Origin of the sequence: uncultured Maribacter sp. (assembly GCF_963974015.1) — a bacterium.
GTDB lineage: Bacteria > Bacteroidota > Bacteroidia > Flavobacteriales > Flavobacteriaceae > Maribacter.
In genome coordinates this window covers 1-23675 of record NZ_CAXBBZ010000024.1, presented here as the reverse complement: position 1 = coordinate 23675, position 23675 = coordinate 1, and the positions used below count along the sequence as shown (strand labels likewise).

Below are 23675 nucleotides of genomic sequence, written 5' to 3'. Positions count from 1 at the left end.
ATCCCTTTTGTGCTTCTTTTAAATTAACCGCACCCAAAACTCGTTGTATAATTGACTGATGCATGGTCCAAAAATAAATCTGATTCACCATCAATCCTGTAAAAAGCACCTCGAATGGTAAAATTGCAGTTCGGGCACCTTCACCGACACTCGATTCATTACTTATGACGTTAAATTTTTCTGGACTGTTATTAAACACCATTTCAAATCCACTAAAAACATTACCATCACCTATACTTAACAAAGCCAAAATTGGCACTAATAAACCCGCTACCAGAAGTCCAAATCCATTAATAGTATCGGTATAAGCAACCATTTTTAGCCCTCCAAATATGGCATATATCCCACCTAAAATACCCACAATTAATATGGTAATAAATATTCCTTGTTCTTGGCTAACTTCTAATAAATTGGATATTTCAAATATCGCCTCAATATTTAAGGCTCCTGTATAAAGAACTATTGGCAATAGTGTTGCTACAAAAGATATAATTAATAATAATGCCACAAGCGTTCGGGTTAAACCATCGAAACGTTTTTCTAAATACTCAGGTATAGTAGTTAATCCCATTTTCAAGTACCTTGGCGCAAAATATAAAGCACCCAATACTAACGCTAATGCAGAGGTCACTTCCCAAGCAATAATTATAGCCCCGTTTTTATAGGCAGAACCATTCATACCTACTAAATGCTCTGTCGATATATTGGTTAATAAAAGTGATCCTGCAATGACGATACCTGTTAACGACCTACCTCCTAAAAAATAACCATCTTGAGTGTTGAGTTTATCTTTACGTAGTTTCCAAGTCGCATAAAAAGCAACAAAGCCTGTAAAAAGTATAAATGTTAAAAATGCCATCAACGTAAATATAGAAAAATGATAAACACAGATTCCTAAATCACAATGCTAAAACAGTATTCCTTTGATTTTGAGAAATTAAACCTATACCTTTTTGAAACCAAAAATATTGATTATCCATATTACCATAAATATTAGTGCTTTTTTTATCTTCACCACATGAAAGTAATTTCAACTAACATAGGAAGCCCAGTAACTTTTGAATGGAACGGTGAAAAAGAGCAAACTGGCATTTTCAAATATCCCACTTCAAAGGGTTTATTCTTGAGACAAAACGATGTTAAAGACGACACCATTATAGACCGCGTTCACCATGGTGGCATCAATAAAGCCTGTTATTTATTCTCTTCAGATTACTATTCTTATTGGAAAAATTTATATCCTAATTTGACTTGGGATTGGGGAATGTTCGGAGAAAATTTGACCATTGAAGGCCTTGATGAATTTAAAGTTCGTGTGGGCGATATTTATAAAATCGGGGAAGTTTTAGTTCAAGTTTCTCAACCACGAGAACCGTGTTATAAACTTGGTGTACGCTTTGGAACTCAAAAAATCCTCAAAGAATTTATCGCTCATAATCATCCTGGTACTTATGTAAAAATACTTGAAGAAGGTATTGTAAAATCAGGAGATAATGTAGTTTTAGTTGAGAAATCTTCAAATTCTCTTACGGTTCAACAATTTTATGAATTGATGTTTTTAAAAGAGAAACCACAAGAACTTCTATCCCTATTTATGAGCAATGAATCTGTACCTCAATATAAAAAAGACAGATTCAAGAAATACCTTTCTTAAATTTTAAAACAACATATTTTAATGAAAAATATACTCATTGTATTCGCTTTACTTTTTGGGCTAAAGACTGAAGCTCAAATAAACAACAGTAAAGAAATAACTACGAACCCCACTATGCACAATGTCGGTTTCATTACCTTATTAACTCATTATTATGAGGACGGATTAAAGCTGAATCCATTAAACGCCACTTTTCAAGGAGATTACAGATACAATGACATCTTACCCAATTTTCTTTCTTCCGACTATAAGAAAGAAATGAAAAACTATTACTCCAGTTACTTAGATAAATCGAAGAAATTTGAAAAGGCAAAACTTTCAGAAAGTGAGCGAATGTCATATGCCATTTTAAAATGGGAATGTGAAATTAACCTAGAAAGTTTAGAATTTGAAAACTATACGCCAATCGACCAAATGTGGTCCATGAATTTAATGATTGGTCAATTAGCTGGCGGAAGTAGTGCACAACCTTTTAAAACTGTAGAGGATTACGATAATTGGCTAGAACGTTTAGATGATTATGTAGTATGGCTAAAATCAACAAAGACTCAAATGGAAGTAGGAATGAAGGCGAAAAATGTGCTGCCAAAATCTTTGATTATAAAGGTATTACCTCAGCTGGCAAGTGTTGCCGATACCGAATTGGAATCGAATTTATTTTACACGCCTATTCATAATTTTCCTATTGAATTTACTGAGAGCGAACAAGCAAGGTTAACTTCCGATTACACCACTCTTATTACTAATAAAATTATACCCACTTATAAAGAGCTTCATGATTTCATGGCTAATGAATATATGAATGCTGGTCGTGAATCTAGTGGAATACAAGACGTACCAAATGGTGATGCCTATTATGCCCATCAAATAAAATTATACACTACAACAATATTAAACGCATCAGAGATTCATGAAATAGGATTAAAAGAAGTTGCCAGAATAAGTTCTGAAATGGAAAAAGTTAAGGAGCAAGTTGGTTTCACCGGCAATCTGAAAGATTTTTTTAAAGAGGTTCGTACTAAAAAAGAATTGATGCCTTTTACCGACCCCCAACAGGTCATAGATAACTTCAATGACATTCATAAAAAAATGACACCCAAAATAAATGCTTTATTCAGTAAGCAGCCTAAAACTACTTTTGAAGTTAGACGTACAGAAGCTTTTAGAGAAGCATCGGCAAGTGCCGAATATAATCCTGGCTCTTTAGATGGTACTAGACCTGGTATTTTTTATGTCCCTATACCAGATGTATCATCTTACAACATCTATTCTGATGAAGATTTATTTTTACATGAAGCTATACCTGGTCATCATTTTCAAATTTCAATGACCCAGGAGAACGAAGATTTACCTCAATTTAGAAAAACGTTATGGTATAGTGCTTATGGCGAAGGTTGGGCTTTATACACTGAGTCTTTAGGTAAAGAACTGGGTCTGTATCAAGACCCATATCAATACTTTGGTATGCTAGGTGCAGAAATGCATAGAGCGGTTCGTTTGGTTGTAGATACTGGCTTACATTCTAAAGGCTGGTCTAGGGAAGAAGCTATTCAATATTCATTAGATAATGAGGCAGAATCAGAAGCCGCCATTACGGCAGAAATTGAACGCTATATGGCAAACCCTGGTCAAGCATTAGCATATAAAATAGGACAATTAAAAATTATGGAGCTTCGGTCTAAAGCAGAAGCTAGATTTGGTAAGGATTTCGACATAAAACTATTTCATGAAAAAATTCTTGAAACTGGTTGTGTACCACTAGCTATTTTAGAAGATAAAATGATGAATTGGATTAACCCAAATACAAAATTTTAATTATGATAAATACTTGGCACTTATATGCAATGGGCGCGCTATATATTTTTGCAGGCATCATGCATTTTATGAAGCCAAAAATGTATTTAAGAATTATGCCTAGGTATCTTCCCTTTCAAAAACCATTAGTATTATTAAGTGGCTTGGCAGAAATAATGCTGGGTATTGGCCTATTTTTTGAAACCACAAAAGATATTTCCCTATACGGAATCATTGTTATGCTAGCCGTTTTCTTACTAGTTCATTTTTATATGTTGTCAAGCAAGAAGGCTGGAGCAGGTTTTCCTAGATGGATACTTTTATTAAGGTTACCATTGCAGTTTGTACTTATGTACTGGGCTTTTTTTTACCTAAAAGTTTAAACAAATAAAAAGGGGACGCTCCCGTCCCCTTTTAATGAAATCAACTTAAATCAACTTAATTAACAACAAAATCTTCAGTATACGTTTTGCCTGCAGACTTAATAGTCACGGTATAAGTACCAGGGAAAGCATCTTCGAAATTGAAAGCTTTTTCGACAATCATTTCGTCAGTTACTTCTTGTGTAAATACTGTTCTACTTTCAGCATCAAATATTTTAATAGACAACTTTGCTTTATCCAAGTTTAAGTAGTTCATAAAAATCATATTGCTAGTCTTTCTAAAGAAAGGCTTAACGTCTTCAGCTGTTTCTACAACATTCAAAGTATTGTTTTTTAAAACAATTGTATATGAATAGCTTTTAAAGCTATCGTCTGCTGAAAGGTAATAGCTACCATCATTCAAATCTTTAAGATTCAATTTTTTGCTAAACTGACCTTCAGACATATTTTCAGAATAAATAACATTCAATTCTGCATCCATTAACTTTACCTGTACACCTTTAGAAGAAGCATCCATAGTTAATACAACACTTTTGGCTTTGCCTGCTGATAATAAGTTCAATTTAGGCTCTCTTGCCATGCCGGCTACTGTAGCGAACATAAAGGCAACTACTGTTGTGAATTTTACTAGATTTTTCATAATAAATTATTTTAAGGGTTAATGATAATTTATACTGCAAACATACAGTCGATATCTAGCCCTCACTACATCAAATTGTTCCAATACCTGTGCTATTTTAACCTCTTTAACTAACATTAACACTTCATAGGTTAATATTACACACATATAAGTTAATTTTGCTGTGACCCACCTAAAAAGGGTTATCTAATTTCATATTAGTAAACACAAAATATCATGGTTAAACAGAAACCTACTTTCGAAGCCATAGAGCCAGATTTCGGTCATTCATTTACATACCAAAAATTTGATGAACATAAATTGAATAAAAATAACCTATGGCATTACCACCCAGAATTAGAATTGGTATATGTTAATGGCGGCTCTGGTAAGCGACAAATTGGTAGTCATGTTTCTTATTATACTAATGGAGATCTTATACTTATAGGCAGTAATCTGCCACATTGCGGTTTTACTGATGCCCTTACTGGAAATACAAGTGAAACAGTTGTGCAGATGAAGCTAGATTTCTTAGGACAAGATTTCTTTAAACTTCCAGAAATGAAGAAAATTGAAAGCTTGTTTAATAGTGCCAGTGGCGGAATTGCCTTTTCTGGTAAGACGAAACGAAAAATAGGCGATAAAATGGAAGTTTTGGAATATCAGACCGATTTTCAAAGACTATTATCTATACTTAATATATTCAATGAATTAGGAAATTCAGAAGATATGCGATTATTGAATGCCGAAGGTTTTTCATTTACTACAGATGTTAAGGATAATGACCGTATTAATATCATATTCAATCATGTTAAGAATAATTTTAAAGAAGAATTGACTCTCGAAGAAATCTCTTCTATGGTTAGTATGACAATACCGTCGTTCTGTAGATACTTCAAAAAAATAACAAATAAGACATTTATACAATTCGTTAATGAATATCGTTTGGTTCATGCTTCAAAATTATTAGCAGAAAAACCTATGAGTATTACTGAAGTTTGTTTTGAATGCGGATTTAATAACTTTTCGCACTTCAACAAATCGTTTAAAGCATTCACAGGCCAAAATCCGTCAGAATACAGAAATGAACTTAAAACGGTTTTGATGTAATACCATTTCCATCAAGTATATAATATATTTAATGAATAAAAATTCTATTAATGACCTTTTCTACCTACCTCATAGAATTATTAAATATTACTTAAAGTTATACCCTCAATTCTGTCAAATAGTAGCTGCTTAGTATCTTTACAATGCTATGATAAAAGAATTTACAGAAAGAGAGTTAGACCGTATCATTGAAATGGCTTGGGAGGATCGTACACCTTTTGAAGCAATTACTTTTCAATTCGGCATTACCGAACAGGAAACAATTGAGGTGATGCGTAAAGAAATGAAACCAAGCAGTTTTAGAATGTGGCGCAAACGAGTTCAAGGCCGTGCTACTAAACACGCCAAATTAAGAACCGATGATATGGACCGTTTTAGATGTTCTAGACAACGGAGTATCAGCGGAAATAAAATTTCAAAAAGATAAGTTGCTTCTACAACCTATTTAAACGTTTCATTCAAAACTGCAGCAAGCCGTATGCCTCCTTTTTGTAATTGGACTGTAACAGTATTCCACCAGTCGTAACTATATCTATACCCTAATTTCTGACCAGGTTCAACAGAACTATATACCTTTTCTGCCAGTTGATGAGACTCCTCTACCCATTCTAATAAGCTTCCTTCTTGTAAATACTTCACTTGCTGTTTAGACATTTCTGGATATTCAAAAGCAAGCTCAGTAAAACTCATACCATTGTCATTTATCATATTTGAATCCCATAGCCTATGCAAGTTAGTACCGTCACCGAACCATTGTAATTGTATGTCATTTCCTCCCTTGTCCTCTGCCCTACCTACATGCATCGGTTGGTGTAAGTCACCGATGAGATGAACTAAAAATTTCAAGTAGAAAGCTTTATCCTCTTTAGAACTGGTTTCATCTTTAATAATTTCTATACAGGTATTTATACCTTGTACTAAATCTCCATATTCATTTGGCTCAATTTCTGCATAGGTTTTATCGAAAGGAATATTTACATAATGCCAAGCACTAAATTTACTATAAGCACGGTCTGCCTTTATCTCATCACCAAAATTAGCCACAGCGGCCAAACTTTTACCATCTAGCAAACTAGCAATAGCACGCTTTGCCTTTTTACTCAGATGTTGCTCCGCAACTTCACCCACAACCCTATGGCCTGTTTTAGACCAAACCATATCATTTGCAAAAGTTAGATTCGTTATAAGAAAAAATAAAACCAATACATTCTTCATCGCTAAAATTTTGCCCAAAAATAGGATTTCATACTTTAAGGTATTGTTAAAACTTCGATAAGGTTAAATTTATATTAGAACTTGCAAGCATGAAAAAAAAGAAAAGAAAATCATCAAAACAAAAACTTTCTATTCTAAAGGTAATAGGCTTTGGAATTCTGGGGCTATTTACTCTTTTTTTACTTTTCATAGCAAGTATCAATTTGGGCCTTTGGGGAAAAATCCCATCTAAAAAGGAACTTTCCAATTTTCAATATCAAATGGCATCTGAAGTATTTACTGCTGATAGTATTCTTATTGGCAAATATTACTTATATGACCGACAGCCTGTTGCTTTCGAAGAATTTCCTGAGCATTTGAAACAAGCCTTGATTTCAATTGAAGACGAACGTTTTTATGACCACTCAGGTATAGATTATAAAAGTTTGATTCGTGTGGGGTTAAAAACGATTCTTATGAATGATGATTCCGCTGGTGGAGGTAGCACATTGACTCAGCAGCTTGCTAAAAATCTTTATCCTAGAAAAGAACGGAACAAAACAAATATAGTAGTCGATAAGATTAAGGAAATGATTATCGCTAAAAGACTCGAGAAAATTTTCAATAAAGATGAAATATTAACCAATTACCTCAACACGGTATCTTTTGGCGATAATACGTTCGGTATTGAAAGTGCAGCCTTAAAATTCTATAATACACGCACTAAAGATATTTCAACAGCACAGGCCGCTACGCTTGTGGGTATGCTAAAGGCTACCTATGGCTACAACCCAAGATTGTTTCCAGAACGAAGTATTAGCAGACGTAATTTAGTTTTACGTGCTATGTATGGCAACAACTACATTTCAGAAGAACACGTATATCAGTTTACCCAAGAAGAACTTAACCTTGACTATCGAGAATTTGATTACAATGCAGGTATTGCTCCCTATTTCAGAGAAGAGGTGCGTAAAGAAATGTTACGATGGGTAGCCGACCAAAATAATAATGGTTCCGATTACAATCTTTATACTTCTGGCTTAAAAATCTATACTTCCCTAAATTATAAAATGCAGAAATTGGCCGAAGAGGTCATGGTTGAACATATGACCAAATTGCAAAACGATTTCGAAAAGAGTTATGGCAAAAATGCTCCATGGATTAAGGATGAAAAACTGATACAAAAAATCGCCAAGAGAACATCTTCTTATAAAAAACTACAAAAAGCGAACTTAACACATGAACAAATTATAGATAGTCTTTATAAGGATAATAGAAAAAGAAACTTCATAGATTGGCAAGGTGGCAATGAGGTAACGGCGAGTACCATAGATAGTATTCAACATTACACCAAATTTTTAAATACAGGTTCATTGACCATTGATTCCAATAATGGAGATATTTTGGTTTGGATTGGGGGTATAAATTTTAAACAGTACAAATACGACCATATATCACAAAGTAAACGTCAAGTAGGATCTACTTTTAAGCCTATTGTTTATACTGCCGCTTTAGAACAAGGAATAAAGCCTTGCTCATATTTCTCTGCAGAAGAGGTTGAATATGATAATTTAAAGGGATGGTCTCCCGGTAATTCAGGAGACAAAGATGAAGCTTACTTAAATTATTCAATGGAAGAAGGCCTGAGTAATTCAGTTAACACCATTGCCGTGAAAGTTTTGGAGAAGGCAGGTATTAACAATGTACTGAAGATGGCCAAAGATATGGGTATTGATGAAAAACTTCCCAATGAGGCGTCTATTGCTTTAGGAACAGGAGAAATAAAAATTCTAGACTTAGCGCAGGCATATACTAGTTATGTAAACAATGGTAAGCACATAACACCAAATTTAATCAAGCGTATTACGAACAACAAAGATTCAATATTAGTAGAATTCAAATCAGGTTTAAGTTCAAAAGCTGCCTTTTCGAAAGAAACCGGGCAAATTATGATAGAAATGATGAAGTCGACCGTTAATTCAGGCACGGCAACTAGATTACGAACTACATACGGACTCAAAAATGATATGGCCGGTAAAACGGGTACTACCCAAAACAATAAAGATGCTTGGTTCGTGGCACTTACACCTAGCCTCGTGCATTTAACTTGGGTGGGGCTTGACCAACATGAAATTGGTTTTAGCAATACCAGTATTGGTCAAGGTGCTAATGCGGCCTTACCCATGTTTGGACTTTGGATGAAAGAACTAAATCAGAATAAAGACTTTGATAAGTATACAAAAAGGAGTTTTCCAAAACCTTCAGCTTCCGTCATAGACGCTTTGAATTGCGACCCAATAAAACGAGACGGATTCTTTAAGCGATTGTTCAAGAATCCGAATAAAAAGAAGACTAAAAAGTTTAATGGATAATACCAAAATTTAAAAATAGAACGACAAATACGCCTATATTTAAATTATTTTGATATATTTATGATATCATTTTAATATCATAAATTATGAAAGTAGAAAAAACCCACAGTGCACAGAATGGCTATGTTATGCTTTTTGTTGCTTTAGTTTTATTAATTGGCGGAATTGCACTTTTACGAATTTACGTTGGTGCCTTTATGATAATTGCAGCATTAATTATGTGCGCAGGCTTTGTTCTAGTTAATCCAAATAGCTCACGGGTTTTACTTTTATTCGGAAAATATGTGGGCACCATTAAAGAGAACGGCCTTTTTTGGGTGAATCCTTTATATACCAAAAAGAGAATTTCTTTAAGGGCAAGTAATTTCGATAGCGAACGATTAAAGGTTAATGACAAATTAGGTAATCCTATCATGATTAGTACCATTTTAGTTTGGCGAGTGACCAATACCTATAAAGCGGCATTTGATGTTGATGATTATCAAAATTTTGTAAGGGTACAGACAGATGCTGCCGTTCGTAAACTAGCAAGTATGTATCCTTATGATAATTTTGCCGATGAGGGTCTAGTGGAAGACATCACTCTTAGATCAAGTGTTAATGAGGTAAGTGAAGCACTAGAACAAGAAGTTCAAGAACGCCTATCAATGGCCGGCATAGAAGTATTGGAAGCTCGTATCGGTTATTTAGCATATGCTCAAGAAATAGCAAACGCTATGTTGAAAAGACAGCAAGCTACTGCCATTGTAGCTGCAAGGCATAAAATAGTTGAAGGGGCCGTTAGCATGGTAGAAATGGCTTTAGAAGAATTAAGTAAAAAAGGTTTGGTAGCTTTAGACGATGAACGAAAATCTGCGATGGTAAGTAATCTTATGGTTGTGCTTTGTTCAGATAAAGATGTAACACCAATTGTAAATACAGGAACTTTGAACCATTAATATAGATCATAAATTTTGTCACTGTTCTTGAGTCTGAAAACAAAAACGCTTAATTTCTAAATGAGTAAGAAAAAACCATTTGCATTACGGGTTAATGAAGAAATGTTGCAAGCTATTGAAAAATGGGCTGCAGATGAGTTTCGTAGTACCAATGGTCAAATAGAGTGGATGCTTATGAAAAGTTTAAAAGAGGCAAAAAGAGAGCCTAAACCAGATAAACCTAAATGAGTTTGGCATTTATTTAACAAAACAAAATATTAAATTTGATCAACTACCAAACTATGATCAAAATGACTAAAACCTTAAGTGCTTTTGCACTTATTCTTTTTTACTTTTACTCAAATGCCCAAACTACCAATAAATCTTTTATTGTAAAGCAAATTAATGCTAACATTGTACCTGATGGTATTCTTGATGAACCAAACTGGGAAAATGCAGATAGCGCAAATAAATTCTGGCAGTATTTCCCCTTAGATTCTGTTCAATCTAAAAAGCAGACCGACATTAAAATGCTTTATGATGATGACAACCTCTATGTTGGCATCACAGTCTATACTGCTGGTAGCGATTATGCGATAGAATCATTAAAAAGAGATTTTAGAGCAGGTAATAGCGATAATATAACACTACTTTTCGACACTTTCAATGACGGTAACAATGCCTTTCTTTTCGGTATTAATCCTTACGGTGTAAGACGCGAAGGTTTAGTCTCTGCTGGTGGATTAAATTTAAATGGATTTACAATTTCATGGGACGTAAAATGGAGGGGAGATTCTAAAATATATGATGGTTACTACACGGCCGAAATGGTGATTCCATTAACTGCATTCAAGTTTAAAGAAGGTGAAACTAAATGGAGGTTCAATAGCTATCGATTCGACACCCAATCTAATGAGAATAGTACTTGGATGAATATTCCTCAAAATCAAAATATATACGGTCTAACCTTTATGGGCGATATGGTTTTTGAAAAGCCATTAGGAAAATACAGGACTCCCCTAGCCATGATTCCTTATATCAATATGATAACTCAAAAGGACTTTGAATTAGATGACCCTAACTCTAATGTAAAGGTTGGCGGTGATGCAAAAGTAGCGATAGGCAATAGTATGAATTTGGACATAACGGTTAATCCAGATTTTTCTCAGGTTGAAGTCGACAACCAAATAACAAACTTAACGCGATTTGAAGTTTCACTTCCCGAGAAAAGACAATTCTTCATCGACAACAGTGACCTTTTTGGCAGTTTTGGTGGCGGCAGAGATGCCAACCCGTTTTTTTCAAGAAGAATAGGTATTGCCAAAGATACCGCAGATAATTCTATAGAAAATAAAATTATTGGCGGTGTACGGTTAAGCGGTAAATTGACCAAAGGGCTTAGATTAGGATTTTTAAACCTACAAACAGATGAAGATTTAGATGAGCGAATTGCCTCTAACAATAATACCATGTTAGCATTTCAGCAATCTGTGTTCGGTCGTTCAAATATTGGTATGTTCTTTATAAACCGACAAACCTTTAAGGATTATGAATTTCAAGATCCAAATGATCGATACAATAGGGTTGCAGGTGTTGACTATAATCTAATTTCCGATAATAATACATGGAACGGCAAATTCTACCTTCATAAATCTTTTGCCCATAACTCTGGAAGTCGAGATCTTTCATCAGGTACTTTTCTTCAATACAATTCTAGAAATTGGAACTTTTTCGAAGATGTAGTTTATGTAGGAGAAGATTTTAGGTCTGATCTAGGTTTTATTCGTAGAACCGATATTTTTAAAACTGCAACTATGTTCGAGCGTATTTTTTGGCCAGAAGATAGTGCCTTGCAAACCCATAGTTTTAAATTTTTCCCCATTCTAACATTTAGTCCAGATAATAATTTCTTGAATACTGATCATGAAGTAATGGGTTCTTGGGAATCAAAATTCAATGACCAATCAGAAATCAATGTTGAATATAATAATACCTACACCTATCTTTTCGAAGAATTTGACCCAACTGATAAAGATGAGGCAATACCGTTACCTGGCGAAATAGGATACCATTACAATAGTATTTCATTGGAATATAAGTCAGATAGTAGAAAAAGATTCGCTTATGCTATTCAACCTACTTTGGGTACTTTTTTTAATGGAGACCGTTATTCTATTCAGGGTGAAATGTTTTTAAGGTTTCAACCAAAAGTATTTCTATCCTTGGCCATGAACTATGATAAAATTTCATTACCTGACCCATATGCTAGCGCGGATATTTGGCTGATTAGCCCTAAAATAGATGTAACTTTTAGTAAATCAGTTTTTTGGTCTACTTTGGTTCAATACAGCAATCAACGAGATAATCTTGGTTTTAACTCAAGACTTCAATGGCGATTCGCTCCATTATCTGATTTGTTCATTGTATATAATGACAATTATTTCGTAAATACATTCGAACCAAAGTATAGGTCGTTAAATCTTAAATTCACGTATTGGTTAAATATATAATAATAGAACTACCCAAGAGAGTATGTTAATTTTAAAGAAAACTAAATTATGAAAAAAGGGACCCTTAGTTTTATATTCTCATTTTTCTCATTAACTATTTTTTGTCAAGAGGAGGTTAAATCTTTTACAGTTAAATTTATTGAAGAAAGTATTATTGCAGATGGTGCTTTAGATGAACCTATATGGGAATTTGCAGAAAGTGCTAATGAATTATGGGAATATTTCCCTTTAGATTCTATTCAAGCGAGAGAGCAATCAGAAATCAAGATGCTTTATGACGACAAAAACCTTTACATAGCTATTAAGGCAAGTTCTGTAGGCAAAAACTATTCACTCCAATCTTTAAAACGTGATTTTAGAGGAAGCGGAAGCGACAGTTTTTCATTGGTATTTGACACTTTTAATGATGGCACAAATGCATTTTTATTTGGTATAAATCCTTATGGGGTTCGTAGAGAGGCCCTAATTTCGAACGGTGGTGGAAATCGGAGCGATTTTAATCTTTCTTGGGATGTAAAATGGAAAGGTGATGCCAAGATGTATGATGGTTATTTTACCGCAGAAATGATTATCCCTTTTACCTCACTAAAATTTAAGGAAGGCTCCAAAACATGGCGGTTTAATAGTTATAGGGTAGATACACAGTCTAATGAACGCAGTACTTGGACAAGGATTCCACAAAACCAATTAATTTATAATTTGGCTTTTATGGGAGATATGCTTTTTGAAAAGCCTTTAGGCAAATCAAGAACTCCATTGGCTATTATACCCTACATCAACACACTTTCCCAAAAAGATTTTACGGATAACGAAAATTTAAACGATTTTAATTTTGGTGGAGATGTAAAGGTATCTGTAGGAAACAGTCTAAATCTTGACATTACGGTAAATCCAGATTTTTCACAAGTAGAAGCAGATGACCAAGTAACGAACCTAACCCGGTTTGAAGTTTCGCTACCCGAAAAAAGGCAATTTTTTATTGACAACAACGACCTTTTCGCAGGCTTTGGTGATCAACGGGATGCCAACCCGTTCTTTTCTAGGCGTATTGGAATTGCAGAAGACACCGCAGGTAACACCATTGAAAATAAAATTATCGGTGGTGTAAGACTAAGCGGTAAACTCACAAAAGATTTACGTGTAGGCCTACTGAATATTCAAACTGCTGAAGACCGCATAAATGAAATTGCATCTAACAACAATACCATGATCGCGTTGCAGCAAAGGGTCTTTTCTAGATCCAATATTGGTATGTTTTTCATTAACAAGCAATCCTTTAAAGAATATGACTTTGTTACTCGTGAAGATGAATTTAATCGAGTTTTAGGCCTTGACTATAATTTAGCCTCAAAACAAAATCGATGGAACGGTAAGTTCTTTGCCCATAAATCATTTAGCCCAGATGATAACGAAGGTAATATGGCAAGCGGAATGAATATGCGCTATAACGCTAGAAATTATAACTTTTATAGTAAAGCCGTTTATGTAAATGAGGATTTTTCATCTGATTTAGGTTTTGTACGAAGAACCGATATATTTAAAGGGATTTTAAGTGCACAACGTGTTTTTTGGCCAAAAAGTGGTCCTATTCAAAATCATGCTTTTGAAATATTCCCCATATTTATCTGGAGCCCAAAGAATAATTTCCAGAATACAGATTATGAATTTAGAAGTGCATGGTCCTTTAATTTTAACAACCAATCTCAGGCTGAAATAGGAATGTCCAATAACTACACCTTCTTATTCGATTCATTTGATCCTACTGATTCGGATGGAGCAACACCTATTCCAGGAAATGAAGGTTATCATTACAATAATATTAGAGCAAATTATCAATCTGACATGCGTAAAATTTTCTCCTACAGGGCAGAAACAACTTTAGGTCGTTTTTTTAACGGAGATAGAGTTTCAATAGAGACCAATATGACTTTACGAATTCAACCCAAAGCCTTCATATCCATATTATTGAATTATGACCAAATAACTTTACCTGACCCTTATCCTAGTGCAGACATATGGCTTATAAGTCCGAAAATAGACCTTACTTTTAGTAAATCTATATTTTGGTCGACTTTAATTCAATACAGTAACCAACGCGATAACCTTGGTTTCAACTCTAGACTTCAATGGCGTTTTGCACCTTTATCTGATTTGTTCATAGTGTATAATGACAATTATTTCGTGAATTCATTTGAACCAAAATATAGGTCCATAAATCTTAAATTCACGTATTGGTTAAATATTTAAAATGAAATATAAAATTCTATGTTCCGATTTAGATGGAACATTACTTTCCACTAAGAGCGATGTTTCAACATATGCCATCGAACAGATTAACAAGATTAAGAATGATATACGAATTATTTTAGTATCGGCCAGAATGCCAAGTGCAATGAGATATATTCAAGAAAGTTTAGGCATCACCAATCAAACTATCATATGCTATAATGGTGCTCTTGTCCTATCTGGTCATCAAGAATTAACCTCTGTAGTTATTCCTATTAATTTAGTAAAGGAAATTTATAGCATCTGTATTGATTTAGATGCTGATTTAGGTCTTTATTACTCTAATGAATGGTATGTGCCCAAAACTTCTATAAGGGTGGAAAAAGAAACTAAATACACCAAATCGATACCTACTTTTCAATCAACTTCTACAACTTTGTCGAATTGGGAACAAAGAAAAATTGGTGCGCATAAAATCATGTTAATGTGTACTAAAGTGACTGCAGATAAATTAATGCCCCAGCTTAAAGAAAAATTTAGCGATGAGCTAAATCTTTATCGTTCTAATGATACTCTAATCGAGATTGCTCCAAAATCTGTTTCAAAACTTTCGGCCATAAAATTAGTAATGGACAGCCATGATTCATTAGAAGATATTATAGCTTTTGGTGATAACTACAATGATATAGAAATGCTTAAAAATGTTGGTTTCGGTGTTGCTGTAGAAAATGCTAGAGAAGAAGTAAAAGCTATTTCTAATTATGTTACTTTAAAAAATACCGAAGACGGCGTTGCTCATTTTATTGAAGAACACTTGGTTAATTAACTATATTTGAAAATAGCAAATCACCAAAATATTTATGCACTACCTACTAGCTCAACCATTAATTAGCAATGATACCGTAGTCTTTGGATTGCTTGCACTTTGTTTAGGCTTTATTTTTTACACTTCTAGCTTAAAAACCGGTTTTTGGAGCAAGTTTTATTCTATAGTACCTGCAGTGCTTATGTGTTATCTATTACCTGCAATTCTTACCAGCACTGGAATAATTTCAGATGAAATTTCCAATTTGTATTTTATGGCAAGTAGATATTTACTGCCAGCCGCTTTGGTATTAATGACATTAAGCATAGATATAAAAGCGATATCCAATTTAGGTTCTAAAGCCATTATAATGTTCTTAACAGGTAGTGCCGGTATTATCATTGGCGGTCCTATTGCTATACTCATCGTTTCAATATTCTCCCCTGATACCGTTGGCGGTAATGATTTTGACGCTATTTGGAGAGGCCTTTCTACCATTGCCGGTAGTTGGATCGGTGGCGGAGCTAACCAAGCCGCAATGCTTGAAATATTTCAATACAATCCTGAAAAGTATGGAGGTATGGTATTGATAGATATCGTTGTGGCCAATGTATGGATGGCGATAGTTTTATTAGGAGTAGGTAAAACAAAACAAATCGATAAATGGTTAAAGGCCGATACATCAGCTATCGAAACGTTAAGAATAAAAGTAACCGAGTTTACTGAAAAAATAACACGAGTACCTACCTTGAACGATTATATGATAATGCTTTCTTTAGCATTTACAGCGGTTGGTATCGCTCATTTCTTTGGAGATGAAATCAGTACGTTTTTAACTAGTAATTTTGACGCTGTTAGCAACCAAAAAAGTTTCCTATCTTTCTTAGGCTCTAGCTTCTTTTGGATGGTAGTTATCGCTACTGTTATTGGTATTGCACTCTCTTTTACCAAAGCCAAAAATTATGAAGGTGCAGGCGCTAGTAAAATAGGTGGAATGTTCATTTATATTTTGGTTGCCACTATAGGCATGAAAATGGATTTAGGCAAGGTTCTTGAAAATCCTGGCCTAATTGTAGTTGGTTTTATTTGGATAAGCATACATGCCGCGCTCATGATTTTGGTAGCGAAATTGATTAAAGCACCTTATTTCTTTCTCGCAGTAGGCAGCCAGGCCAATGTTGGTGGCGCAGCTTCAGCACCTGTAGTGGCAGCTGAATTTCATCCGTCATTAACTTCTGTTGGTGTACTATTAGCCGTTTTAGGTTATGTTGTCGGTACTGGCGGAGCATTACTTTGCGCATATTTAATGGAGGTTGCCTCAAAATTATAATAACCACTTTTTTAATAACAAATTAATAGTAGCCAATAATTTCTATTAAAATTTATAGATATTTGCGACCTAAATTATACGAATGAAAAGATTAATAATTGTTTTAGTTTCTATGCTAGTATTAAGCTCTTGTGGTAATAACACAGAAGAAAACTTAATTGTAACAGGTAAAATAAAAGGACTAAAAAAAGGTATGCTTTATTTACAGCATGTACCTGATTCTGTTTTAGTTACCATTGACTCTTTGGCAATAAATGGTGATGGTAATTTTACTTTTAAAAGTAAATTAGAAAGTCCCGAGGTGTATTATCTATATTTAGTCAAGAAAGATAATAATGACATTAATGATCGAATTACTTTTTTTGCTGAACCTGGGACTATTACAATAAATACAGATTGGAATACTTTTGATACTACCGCAAAAATTACGGGTTCTAAAAGTCATGAAAAATTAGAGGAATATAGAATGACTATGTCTGGTATCAATAAGAGAAATATTGAAATAATGATGAACGCTGCACAACCTGAAAATCAATTATCTCAAGTAAGTATAGATTCTTTAGAAAATATCAGTAATAGAAATTTACAAAGAGGTTATGCATTTGCCATCAACTTTGCACTCAACAATAAAAATTCATTTATAGCACCGTATATTGCTTTAAAAGAAATACCAGATGCAAATGTCAAATATTTAGATTCTATTTATAGTGTTCTTTCACCCGAAGTTGCGAGCTCAAAATATGGCGCGGAGTTGGCCGTATTGTTGAAAAAGAAATAAAAGTATTCACAAAACAGTTTCAAACAAAAAAGCATCCTATAAAATAGGATGCTTTTTTGTTCGATTCAAAATAGAAATTTTAACTTAAGCTAACTTATTAAGTTTTTCTACTAATTTATTAGCTTTAATTTCCAAATCATTTCTTACTTCATTGAAATGAGCCTTCTTATTTTCAACTTTACTTTCGTTAACCTTAACGATAAGTTCATCAAAATTCGAAATAGCTTCATCTATAATAGCTGAACCTTCTTTAGAATTGTTCTTTCCGTTTGCAGCATCTACTATATAAACACCCTCGATAATGTCACCAAGAACATTATTAATATCTTTCTTTAAATTTTTTATACTTGCCATTACTAATTATTTTTTTTGCAAAAATACAATATTTGAGTTGCTGAATAGTAAATTATACTCTAAATAGTCACTTCTAGAAGTTTAGCTCCTTTAGATTGTAATGAAATCTTTTTGGTAATAGCAGGTAACAGTGCTGTTTCGCCCTTTTTGATAGATACTTCGCCTTCTGCAGTTTTTATTACCGCTTTGCCACCAACACACATAAATATGGTAAATGAATCACGCTTTGTAGTATCTAGAACAAGGTTTTCTGTTAGTTGAATGAAATTTGTTTTAAAATAAGGACAGTCAACCATTTCGCTGACTTTATTTAATTCTTGATTATAAGAAACCTTAAAATCATCTTTCTTTTTATAATCTACAGCATCAAGTGCTAGGTCTGTATGTAATTCGCGCAGATTACCTTCTTTGTCTTTACGATTAAAATCAAACACGCGGTAGGTTATATCTGAAGTCTGCTGGATTTCTGCCAACATTACTCCCGCGCCAATCGCATGAATTTTTCCGGTATTTATAAAAAATGTATCTCCTTCTTTAACCTGTTCATAATTAAGAAGATCCAGTAATGTATCATTATCAATACTTTCAGCATATTCTTCTTTTGTGACATCTTTATTGAACCCTACTATCAATTCTGCCTTTGGGTCAGCATCCATAATATACCACATTTCTGTTTTACCGAAAGAATCGTGACGTTCCTTGGCCAAATCATCATTAGGATGCAATTGTATGGACAAATCTTGCTTGGCGTCAATGAACTTAATTAATATTGGAAATTCTTTTCCAAACCTTTCTACGACACTTTTACCTAATAGCTCTTCACTATTAGATTCAATTAAGTCTTGTAGCGATTTACCTTCCAAACTGCCATTTGCAATCACAGAAATATCTCCTTTAACCGTAGATAACTCCCAACTCTCGCCAGTACTTTCGCTCTCAATCGGTTTACCTAGTACTTCTTTAAGTTTTGTGCCACCCCAGAGTTTTTCTTTTAGAATTGGTCTGAATTTAAGCGGATATAAGGTCATAATTTAAACTTTAAAAAATCTTAAAACAATAACGTTAAATAAAGAATTTTCTTACGTTATATTATGAAAAAAAATTAACCGGAAAATGTTACAAAATTTCTTGGTGTTTCATAAAGAACTATTTCCAAGTCACTTAAAGAAGAAATATGAGGTCTTAATTTTCTCCAAATAACTACTGCTATATTTTCGGCAGTTGGGTTTAAATTTTCAAACTCCTTAACTTCTATATTAAGATTTTTATGGTCAAGGTAATCTTCGATCTCTTTTTTGATTAAATCTTTTAATACCTTCATATCCATAACAAAACCTGTTTCTGAATCAATCTCCCCAGTAACACTTACTATTAATTCATAGTTGTGCCCATGGAAATTTGGATTGTTGCATTTACCAAAAATTTCGGTATTCTTTGCGTCATCCCATTCTTTTTTATATAATCGATGAGCCGCATTAAAATGTGCTTTCCTACTAACCTTAACTTTCATTGTTCGCTGTTGTATTAAATAAATGTTGGTAGAATTTTTCAAAAATAATTTTAAACCAGACCGTATATTCCTTAGGGTTATCGGTAATATCTTTTTTAACCAATTCTGGTGACATCCATTTCCAAGCCTCTACTTCTTCGGGATTAATCTTAGGCTCTTTATTAAAATTACCGATCATCACATGATCATACTCATGCTCGGTTAAGCCATTATCGAAAGGAGCTTTATAAATAAAGGAGAAAAGTTCTTTTAATTCTGCCTCAAAGCCCATTTCTTCTTGAAGTCTTCGCTTACCAGCATCTAAATTCGATTCACCTACCCTTTGGTGACTACAACACGTGTTAGTCCATAATAAAGGTGAATGATATTTTGATGCTGCACGTTGCTGTAACATTATTTCACCATCGTCATTTACAATAAAAACTGAAAATGCCCTGTGAAGTAAAGCTTTTTCGTGAGCTTCCATTTTAGGCATAGTACCAATCTGTTCGTTTTCTTGATTTACAAGAATTACCTCTTCTTCCTTCATTAGGTAAAAATAAGGCGTTTAACTTATTCTACGAAAAGTAGAACATATAATAATACGTTAATAGATAAATCTAGAAGAATCGGGGAGATTTCAAATTGTTTTTAGTGGAAATAAAGTCATATCTAAATATTACTTCAAAAGAACCGTCGTTAAAGGCAGCATTACCCAATTCCGTAGTTTCTTTATCGTAAGCGATACCTATTAAGAACTTATTTGAAATATTAAACCCGGCCATAGCACTAATTGCAGCATCCCATCTGTAACCTGCACCAATGATAAATTTATCATTTAGCATGAAATTCGCTGATAAATCAACTTGTAAAGGTGCTCCCTTTACTACCTTAGTAAGTAAGGTCGGCTTAAATTTTACAAATTCATTCAAATCCCAAACATACCCTGTAATAAGGTATAAATTCATTTGCTCTTTTGCAGTTGATAAATTAGTCTCTTGAAAATGTGTAGTTTCCAAGAATCGTGGTACAGATAATCCTAAATAAAATTTATTGGTATGATAATACACTCCTGCACCAATATTAGGTGAAAGCCTATTATCAATATCTTGTTGTAAGGTTGGGTCTGTAGAATATTGATTTAATTCTGAAAATCTTATGTCTAACAAATTAGCGCTTGCCTTAAGTCCAAAACTCAACCTACCTACTGTCGATGTCCATATGGTATATGAAAAATCTACATCAAAATTAGTTTCCGATGTCGGTCCTATTTTATCATTTACAATCGATAAACCTAAACCAACACCCCTATATCCTATTGGTGAATGAATATTAAAAGTTTGTGTTGTTGGCGCACCATCTAAACCTATCCATTGTGAACGGTGCAGAGCAGCAATACTAATATGCCCTCTCGAACCGGCGTAACCAGGGTTTACACTTACCGTATTATACATATACTGAGTATATTGCGCATCTTGTTGGCCATAAGAAAATATACCAAACAAGAATGTCACGATAGCGACAATTTGCTTTAAAATACTCATTTTATGTATTGCTATATAAGATTTAAACATTCTTCTTATCTATTAATATATATGTAACCAGAAAGTGATTTTGTTTCCCCGTTCGGTAATTCATAATCTAGAATATAGAAATATGTACCTACTGGCAGTTTACTATCAGTATCTATTGTCACCCTACCTTCAGATGTGCCATTAAAAACATTGCCTTCTGTATTATACGCTCTAGTATTATAGACAGATACACCCCATCTGTTATAGATTTTCAGTGTATTGTTTGGGTAATTTTCTAATCCAGAAATACGTAACACATCGTGAATACCATCACCGTTAGGTGTAATAACGTTAAAAACTTCTATTTCTTCTTCTAACTGACCTAAATCTGAATCTAAGTAGTTTGGAATTCCATCATCATCTGAGTCATCATCAAGATAATTACCATTAAGATTTACATCTTCATCAACAGTTTCTATACCATCGTCATCATCATCTGTATCCCTATAGTCAGATTCTTCATCACCATCTGTATTTGGTAATTGAGAATAAGGATCATCAATTTCGTCGTTCACATCTATGTCTACAGAAATAGAACCTTCAAATCCGTCATCTAGACCATCATTATCCTTATCTGATCCTATTCTTACAACATCAGCAATACCATCTTGATTATAATCGTGACCTTCTATTTCGTCAAGAATATTATCGTTATCACTGTCTTCATCCAAATAATCAGGAAGATTGTCACCGTCGGTATCTACTGGGAAAATTCCCATTAAACCGTTGGCTTCATAAGCATCATCTAAACCATTAGAATTTGCATCAACGCCTGAAGGTGCTATATATTCTGCTGTAGCCTGAGCTTCAACATTATCTGGTATACCATCACCATCGCTATCAATGTCTAGGTAGTCTGGAAAACTATCACCGTCAGAATCTGTAGGATCTGTTGAAGGGTCATTATCACCATCTAAATTCAAATCTTCAAAACTATCTAAAATACCGTCATCATCACTGTCAAGATCAGCTCCAGACGGACTAATAATTATGGTAACAAATGACTTACTACAATTTCCTAAATCATCACAAACGGTGTATTCAAAGGTATCATTTCCTATATAGCCGTTATTTGGGAAATAGGTAACAATATCATCCGAGGGATTATTAGGTGTGCCATTGTCATCTACAGTTGCCGAACCATTAGTTGGCTGCGTAATACTAAACGTACCAACGATAGGAAGGTCATTATCGTTTAAATGCCAATTATCTATGGTTCTAATCTCATTTTCATCAATAGCTACAGAATCATCATTTGTATCTACAATTGGTAACACATCTATAGTTACAGTAGCCGTGCTACATTCTCCAAAACTATTACAAACCGTATAGTCAAAACTATCTGGTCCATTATAATCTGGATTGGTTATATAAGTAACTATATCATCCGTTGGGTCGTTTGGCGTGCCATTTTCATCAATGTTAACCGTGCCATTTGTTGGTGTTGTTACAGTCAATGCACCTGATGATGGCAAATCGCTATCATTAGCATAAATATCCACAATTACCAATGTATCTTCATCCAATGTAACAATATCATCAACCAAGTTAGCTGCTTGTGGTAAACAAACGACTGTAAAATTGGGCAGACTAAAATTATTACCCGCTTTTGTAACCGTTGCCGTATATTTCACCACTGCATCGGTTGCTGTTACAACCGGTCTGGTCTGATCACCTGTAACCGCCGGACTCCAACTAACGGTAGCACCGCTAGATATATTATTACTAATATTCATGGTCACTTGATTATCTGGATTATTACAATCTGTAACGATAAAATAACCGGTAGCATTAGATCCACATAAAGTACCATCATAAGTAGCAAAATAGATGCCAGGTTGGGTTACCTCATAATAGGAATCTGTACCAAGTACAGTTGTTGTATCTGAAGCTTCATACCAACGAAAGTTATTTTGATCACTATCTGTTGGTGCCTGAAGTAAAAACTGGGCATTGGATACCAAAACTCCCAGTACTGTAGTAACAATACTGAGAAATATGGTTTTATATTTATGCGTTTTTTTCAAATCGATTTGGTATCTATGCTTCAATTAGCTAATTATTGTGCTACAAAAACTACGTTGATCAATGTATTATAATCGGTTGGTGTGGCTATAACATCATAGGTCATTTCTCCAACAGCATCAACACTTACATTAGCAAATACAGTAGGGTCATAATAAGTTACATAATAGTATAACTCATTATTAGCATATGTCGGTATTGTTGCTGGTGCTCCCGTACTGACAACAGCCGGAGTACCATATTGAGCAAGATATTCTGCATGTAAATCGATTGTTCTACCTGTACCCGTTGTAGCTACATCTACCTCTATTGAAGGTGGGTAAAATATATCTGGTCTTGTATTGGCAATTACGTATGGTGTAGCAACACTACCATCACCAGTTACACTAATATCGGTACCTGCTGTTACAACAGTCTCCGTACCATCTGCCGTTGGTAAGGTAACACTGGTAGCATCACCTGTTAAACTTAATATGTTTCCAGTGATGGTCAGATCCTGAACATCGGTATTGTCCAAATAGGCACTTAAGTCTACCGTTAC

General features: G+C 34.1%; 22 protein-coding genes and 1 pseudogene. 13 read left to right on the top strand and 10 right to left on the bottom strand.

The genetic code is table 11. The features are described 5' to 3' along the window. Positions 1 to 859: pseudogene (locus AACZ41_RS17015) on the bottom strand (solute:sodium symporter family transporter); the annotation flags it as partial. A 159-nt stretch (positions 860 to 1018) separates the two neighbouring features. Between AACZ41_RS17015 and AACZ41_RS17010 the strand changes: the two are divergent. The 3 genes from AACZ41_RS17010 to AACZ41_RS17000 are packed head-to-tail and all read left to right on the top strand — an operon-like array spanning position 1019 to position 3831. Next, positions 1019 to 1654, top strand: a complete 636-nt coding sequence (locus tag AACZ41_RS17010; RefSeq protein ID WP_339629807.1) for an MOSC domain-containing protein — start codon at positions 1019 to 1021, stop codon at positions 1652 to 1654. Positions 1655 to 1675: 21 nt separating this feature from the next. Continuing rightward, positions 1676 to 3469, top strand: coding sequence for a DUF885 domain-containing protein (locus AACZ41_RS17005; RefSeq protein WP_339629806.1), 1794 nt, complete (start codon positions 1676 to 1678; stop codon positions 3467 to 3469). Between the two features lie 2 nt (positions 3470 to 3471). Next, positions 3472 to 3831: a MauE/DoxX family redox-associated membrane protein gene (locus AACZ41_RS17000; protein WP_339629805.1), complete on the top strand. Its 360-nt coding sequence runs from the start codon at positions 3472 to 3474 to the stop codon at positions 3829 to 3831. Positions 3832 to 3886: 55 nt separating this feature from the next. Here AACZ41_RS17000 and AACZ41_RS16995 read toward each other — a convergent pair whose 3' ends face one another. Further along, positions 3887 to 4471: a hypothetical protein gene (locus tag AACZ41_RS16995; protein ID WP_339629804.1), complete on the bottom strand. Its 585-nt coding sequence runs from the start codon at positions 4469 to 4471 to the stop codon at positions 3887 to 3889. A gap of 216 nt (positions 4472 to 4687) precedes the next feature. On the opposite strand from AACZ41_RS16995, the gene AACZ41_RS16990 reads away from it, so the two are divergent. Next, a complete protein-coding gene (locus AACZ41_RS16990) occupies positions 4688 to 5560 on the top strand; it encodes an AraC family transcriptional regulator (RefSeq protein ID WP_339629803.1) in 873 nt (290 codons plus the stop codon). Positions 5561 to 5708: 148 nt separating this feature from the next. Next, the gene (locus AACZ41_RS16985) at positions 5709 to 5987 is read left to right on the top strand and encodes a TIGR03643 family protein (protein WP_339629802.1); all 279 of its coding nucleotides are present in this window, start codon (positions 5709 to 5711) and stop codon (positions 5985 to 5987) included. A 14-nt stretch (positions 5988 to 6001) separates the two neighbouring features. Here AACZ41_RS16985 and AACZ41_RS16980 read toward each other — a convergent pair whose 3' ends face one another. Next, positions 6002 to 6775 (bottom strand): S1/P1 nuclease, encoded by a 774-nt coding sequence (locus tag AACZ41_RS16980; protein WP_339629801.1) that lies wholly within the window; start codon positions 6773 to 6775, stop codon positions 6002 to 6004. A gap of 89 nt (positions 6776 to 6864) precedes the next feature. On the opposite strand from AACZ41_RS16980, the gene AACZ41_RS16975 reads away from it, so the two are divergent. The 8 genes from AACZ41_RS16975 (at position 6865) to AACZ41_RS16940 (ending at position 17692) form a co-directional block, all read left to right on the top strand. Continuing rightward, on the top strand, positions 6865 to 9126 hold the full coding sequence (locus AACZ41_RS16975; protein WP_339629800.1) for a transglycosylase domain-containing protein: 2262 nt from the start codon (positions 6865 to 6867) through the stop codon (positions 9124 to 9126). Between the two features lie 86 nt (positions 9127 to 9212). Then, positions 9213 to 10064 carry an SPFH domain-containing protein gene (locus tag AACZ41_RS16970; protein ID WP_339629799.1) on the top strand — a complete coding sequence of 284 codons (852 nt, stop codon included), beginning with the start codon at positions 9213 to 9215 and terminating at the stop codon, positions 10062 to 10064. Between the two features lie 60 nt (positions 10065 to 10124). Further along, positions 10125 to 10292: an Arc family DNA-binding protein gene (locus tag AACZ41_RS16965; protein ID WP_339629798.1), complete on the top strand. Its 168-nt coding sequence runs from the start codon at positions 10125 to 10127 to the stop codon at positions 10290 to 10292. A gap of 62 nt (positions 10293 to 10354) precedes the next feature. Further along, positions 10355 to 12553, top strand: a complete 2199-nt coding sequence (locus tag AACZ41_RS16960; protein WP_339629797.1) for a DUF5916 domain-containing protein — start codon at positions 10355 to 10357, stop codon at positions 12551 to 12553. Between the two features lie 48 nt (positions 12554 to 12601). Further along, positions 12602 to 14800: a DUF5916 domain-containing protein gene (locus AACZ41_RS16955; RefSeq protein WP_339629796.1), complete on the top strand. Its 2199-nt coding sequence runs from the start codon at positions 12602 to 12604 to the stop codon at positions 14798 to 14800. A gap of 1 nt (position 14801) precedes the next feature. Further along, on the top strand, positions 14802 to 15605 hold the full coding sequence (locus AACZ41_RS16950) for a Cof-type HAD-IIB family hydrolase (protein WP_339629795.1): 804 nt from the start codon (positions 14802 to 14804) through the stop codon (positions 15603 to 15605). A 34-nt stretch (positions 15606 to 15639) separates the two neighbouring features. Continuing rightward, entirely contained in the window at positions 15640 to 16914 is a 1275-nt protein-coding gene (locus AACZ41_RS16945) for a DUF819 family protein (protein WP_339629794.1), read from the top strand. A gap of 82 nt (positions 16915 to 16996) precedes the next feature. Beyond that, positions 16997 to 17692, top strand: a complete 696-nt coding sequence (locus tag AACZ41_RS16940; protein ID WP_339629793.1) for a DUF4369 domain-containing protein — start codon at positions 16997 to 16999, stop codon at positions 17690 to 17692. Between the two features lie 84 nt (positions 17693 to 17776). Here the strand turns inward: AACZ41_RS16940 and AACZ41_RS16935 are convergent, their stop codons facing one another. The 7 genes from AACZ41_RS16935 to AACZ41_RS16905 all read right to left on the bottom strand — a co-directional run. Further along, positions 17777 to 18046, bottom strand: coding sequence for a hypothetical protein (locus AACZ41_RS16935; protein ID WP_339629792.1), 270 nt, complete (start codon positions 18044 to 18046; stop codon positions 17777 to 17779). Positions 18047 to 18105: 59 nt separating this feature from the next. Next, entirely contained in the window at positions 18106 to 19074 is a 969-nt protein-coding gene (locus tag AACZ41_RS16930; RefSeq protein WP_339629791.1) for a type I phosphomannose isomerase catalytic subunit, read from the bottom strand. 74 nt (positions 19075 to 19148) lie between these two features. Then, positions 19149 to 19556 (bottom strand): 6-carboxytetrahydropterin synthase, encoded by a 408-nt coding sequence (locus AACZ41_RS16925; protein ID WP_339629790.1) that lies wholly within the window; start codon positions 19554 to 19556, stop codon positions 19149 to 19151. Beyond that, positions 19546 to 20085 carry an isopentenyl-diphosphate Delta-isomerase gene (idi, locus tag AACZ41_RS16920; RefSeq protein ID WP_339629789.1) on the bottom strand — a complete coding sequence of 180 codons (540 nt, stop codon included), beginning with the start codon at positions 20083 to 20085 and terminating at the stop codon, positions 19546 to 19548. Before idi ends, AACZ41_RS16925 begins: the two co-directional genes overlap by 11 nt. Before the next feature lie 70 nt (positions 20086 to 20155). Continuing rightward, positions 20156 to 21109, bottom strand: coding sequence for a type IX secretion system membrane protein PorP/SprF (locus AACZ41_RS16915; RefSeq protein WP_339629788.1), 954 nt, complete (start codon positions 21107 to 21109; stop codon positions 20156 to 20158). Positions 21110 to 21114: 5 nt separating this feature from the next. Continuing rightward, positions 21115 to 23136 carry a gliding motility-associated C-terminal domain-containing protein gene (locus AACZ41_RS16910; RefSeq protein WP_339629787.1) on the bottom strand — a complete coding sequence of 674 codons (2022 nt, stop codon included), beginning with the start codon at positions 23134 to 23136 and terminating at the stop codon, positions 21115 to 21117. 32 nt (positions 23137 to 23168) lie between these two features. Continuing rightward, on the bottom strand, positions 23169 to 23675 hold a 507-nt coding region (locus AACZ41_RS16905; protein WP_339629786.1), incomplete at its 5' end, for a hypothetical protein.

Excerpts from the sequence above, each read along its gene's own strand:
- AACZ41_RS16975 (WP_339629800.1), top strand. The coding sequence starts at position 6,865 with ATGAAAAAAAAGAAAAGAAAATCATCAAAACAAAAACTTTCTATTCTA.
- AACZ41_RS16980 (WP_339629801.1), bottom strand. The coding sequence starts at position 6,775 with ATGAAGAATGTATTGGTTTTATTTTTTCTTATAACGAATCTAACTTTT.
- AACZ41_RS16925 (WP_339629790.1), bottom strand. The coding sequence starts at position 19,556 with ATGAAAGTTAAGGTTAGTAGGAAAGCACATTTTAATGCGGCTCATCGA.
- AACZ41_RS16915 (WP_339629788.1), bottom strand. The coding sequence starts at position 21,109 with ATGTTTAAATCTTATATAGCAATACATAAAATGAGTATTTTAAAGCAA.
- idi (WP_339629789.1), bottom strand. The coding sequence starts at position 20,085 with ATGAAGGAAGAAGAGGTAATTCTTGTAAATCAAGAAAACGAACAGATT.
- AACZ41_RS16990 (WP_339629803.1), top strand. The coding sequence starts at position 4,688 with ATGGTTAAACAGAAACCTACTTTCGAAGCCATAGAGCCAGATTTCGGT.
- AACZ41_RS16950 (WP_339629795.1), top strand. The coding sequence starts at position 14,802 with ATGAAATATAAAATTCTATGTTCCGATTTAGATGGAACATTACTTTCC.
- AACZ41_RS16935 (WP_339629792.1), bottom strand. The coding sequence starts at position 18,046 with ATGGCAAGTATAAAAAATTTAAAGAAAGATATTAATAATGTTCTTGGT.
- AACZ41_RS16955 (WP_339629796.1), top strand. The coding sequence starts at position 12,602 with ATGAAAAAAGGGACCCTTAGTTTTATATTCTCATTTTTCTCATTAACT.
- AACZ41_RS16995 (WP_339629804.1), bottom strand. The coding sequence starts at position 4,471 with ATGAAAAATCTAGTAAAATTCACAACAGTAGTTGCCTTTATGTTCGCT.
- AACZ41_RS17005 (WP_339629806.1), top strand. The coding sequence starts at position 1,676 with ATGAAAAATATACTCATTGTATTCGCTTTACTTTTTGGGCTAAAGACT.
- AACZ41_RS17000 (WP_339629805.1), top strand. The coding sequence starts at position 3,472 with ATGATAAATACTTGGCACTTATATGCAATGGGCGCGCTATATATTTTT.
- AACZ41_RS16930 (WP_339629791.1), bottom strand. The coding sequence starts at position 19,074 with ATGACCTTATATCCGCTTAAATTCAGACCAATTCTAAAAGAAAAACTC.
- AACZ41_RS16965 (WP_339629798.1), top strand. The coding sequence starts at position 10,125 with ATGAGTAAGAAAAAACCATTTGCATTACGGGTTAATGAAGAAATGTTG.
- AACZ41_RS16960 (WP_339629797.1), top strand. The coding sequence starts at position 10,355 with ATGACTAAAACCTTAAGTGCTTTTGCACTTATTCTTTTTTACTTTTAC.
- AACZ41_RS16970 (WP_339629799.1), top strand. The coding sequence starts at position 9,213 with ATGAAAGTAGAAAAAACCCACAGTGCACAGAATGGCTATGTTATGCTT.
- AACZ41_RS16945 (WP_339629794.1), top strand. The coding sequence starts at position 15,640 with ATGCACTACCTACTAGCTCAACCATTAATTAGCAATGATACCGTAGTC.
- AACZ41_RS17010 (WP_339629807.1), top strand. The coding sequence starts at position 1,019 with ATGAAAGTAATTTCAACTAACATAGGAAGCCCAGTAACTTTTGAATGG.
- AACZ41_RS16940 (WP_339629793.1), top strand. The coding sequence starts at position 16,997 with ATGAAAAGATTAATAATTGTTTTAGTTTCTATGCTAGTATTAAGCTCT.
- AACZ41_RS16985 (WP_339629802.1), top strand. The coding sequence starts at position 5,709 with ATGATAAAAGAATTTACAGAAAGAGAGTTAGACCGTATCATTGAAATG.